This window comes from Marinobacter sp. (assembly GCF_041595835.1).
In the GTDB taxonomy this organism is placed as follows: domain Bacteria; phylum Pseudomonadota; class Gammaproteobacteria; order Pseudomonadales; family Oleiphilaceae; genus Marinobacter.
Window position 1 is genome coordinate 1 of record NZ_JBFHJO010000093.1, and the last position, 2,014, is coordinate 2,014.

Consider the following 2,014-nt stretch of genomic DNA (forward strand, 5'->3'; position numbering starts at 1 on the left):
CAGGGTTCGGGCCACCCACTCCGGGTTTTCACCAGAAGCCAGCAGCAGCGTTGCTGCCGTATGCCGGGTCTGATAGGGCCTGCGTTTCTTGAGCTTCAGGGCTTCCAGCAACGGATACCAGACACGCTTGGTCACGTTGTTGTGATCCAGTGGCAGCCCCTGCCGGTTACAGAACACGAACTTGCTGAGTTTGCCTGTAGCTTCATACTGAGACTTGAGTGCCTCGTACACCGGTCCGAACATGGGAATTTCCCTCTGGGAGCCATCGGTTTTGGTGTACTCGGTCTGGCCGTTGATCAGGGTTTCACGGACCAGAATTTCGCGTTTATCAAAATCCACATACTCCCACTTGAGGCCATCAATCTCGCCGGTACGCATACCTGTGTAGAACCGGACCTGGTAATAGTTCCGGTAATCTTCCCGCACGTGCCGGATGATCCTCTCCACCTCGGCCAGTGAGAAAGGCGCTATGTGCACTTTCTTCTGCTTCAGCGGCTTGATGTTGCGATAGGGATTTGTGAAGTCATACCGGTCGGCCGCTTCAGTCAGGATCATTCTGAGAATTGCCATGTGGCTGTTGATGGTTTTCGGAGCCATCAACCCACCAACTCCCCTGCCCTTGCGCTTGGCCATCCGGTTACGGGCAGCGAGCACATCGGCCTTGGTAATGTCACCGACCCGTTTGTTCCTGAATGCCGGTTTCAGAGAACTTCCAAGAATGGACTCCACATTACGGGTGTGAGAGTTCCGCCACTGGATTCGGGACTCTTGGAACCATTGATCGGCGAATTCGGCAAAAAACGGCGTCTCAGCAGCCCCACCAGCTACGCCTTCCAATCCGCCCAATCCCCCCGCAGCGGAAAACTTTTCAAGGTTTTTACTGCCCGGGAAAAACTCGGCATAGTCGAAGTCACCAACCAGGATTTTTGCCTCCATACGTTGAATCAGCATTTCCAGCTTCTTACGATTGCGCATGGTGTCATTGAGGAGAGTCTGCTCCCGGCACCTCACCCCCTGATACGTGAAATCAATAAAAAGCTTTTTCGTGTCTGCCCGCACCCTCACCTTAGCCATGACAAACACCTCCGTTTGCCATGGGAATGGCCAGATTGTTCTGAGCCAGACCAAGCATGTCCTCTTCAATGATCTCCCAGATGTACAGGATCTTCCTCCCACCGAACGGGCGGATGTAATGCTTCCCTTCCAGAAGAACGCTATCCTTCAAGCACTGACGGATGGTGCGGGGGTCATATTTGATACGCTCTGAGAGCTCTTCTGTTGTCAGGTATGTGTTGTTCATGAGAATATCCCCTAAGCCAGATTAACGATCATTTGATAACATTTGTTATCGCCTGATCATCAATATACGCCCTTTGTTGATAATCTCAATAGGCGTTTGATTATTTTTTTCATCATTCGAGAATATTAATGATCCGCTTTCATTTGAAGGAACTGATCGCAGACAAGGAATTCACCGAGAAACGCAGAATCACAATTGGGGAGATTGCCAAGGAGACGGGCATCAATCGCATGACCCTATCCAAAATCATCAACCACCCAGGGCACAGCACGGTGACAGACAATATTGATAAGCTCTGCAACTACTTCGATTGTCGAGTAGAGCAGTTGATCACCCACATCAAAGAAGATTCAGACGAATCAAAAACCTCAGAGAGTGAGGAATGATTGTTCGACTTTGGGGATGGGATACATGCATATGGTCCCGTGCCCCGAAAAGACTTACGGTCCAAATTCTAAAACGCCGATAATCCAGAGTTCAGAAATTGGCACGCACAGGGCACGGTGAGGGCACGGAGAATTTTTCAGAAGCAGAAAGCAAGAAAGGCAAACCAGTAAGTTACTGATTTGCCTTTCTTTTATATGGTAGCGGGGGCTGGATTCGAACCAACGACCTTCGGGTTATGAGCCCGACGAGCTACCAGACTGCTCCACCCCGCATCAAACTGGTTGTTTTTCAGGGACTTGCCTGATCAACGTGGCACGCATGATACGG

The 2,014-nt window shown here is 50.5% G+C and carries 3 protein-coding genes and 1 tRNA gene; 1 reads left to right on the top strand and 3 read right to left on the bottom strand.

Annotated features, from left to right (window positions below; all coding sequences use genetic code 11):
* A partial coding sequence (locus ABYA77_RS14795; protein ID WP_372966728.1) for an Arm DNA-binding domain-containing protein occupies positions 1-1,074 on the bottom strand: 1,074 nt, incomplete at its 3' end.
* Positions 1,067-1,300 carry a hypothetical protein gene (locus ABYA77_RS14800; protein ID WP_372966729.1) on the bottom strand — a complete coding sequence of 78 codons (234 nt, stop codon included), beginning with the start codon at positions 1,298-1,300 and terminating at the stop codon, positions 1,067-1,069. The genes ABYA77_RS14795 and ABYA77_RS14800, both read right to left, overlap by 8 nt.
* Positions 1,301-1,428: 128 nt before the next feature.
* Between ABYA77_RS14800 and ABYA77_RS14805 the strand changes: the two genes are divergently transcribed.
* The gene (locus ABYA77_RS14805; protein ID WP_372966730.1) at positions 1,429-1,686 is read left to right on the top strand and encodes a helix-turn-helix domain-containing protein; all 258 of its coding nucleotides are present in this window, start codon (positions 1,429-1,431) and stop codon (positions 1,684-1,686) included.
* A gap of 196 nt (positions 1,687-1,882) precedes the next feature.
* Here the strand turns inward: ABYA77_RS14805 and ABYA77_RS14810 are convergent.
* Positions 1,883-1,959, bottom strand: a tRNA-Met gene (locus tag ABYA77_RS14810).
* Positions 1,960-2,014 lie beyond the last annotated feature (55 nt).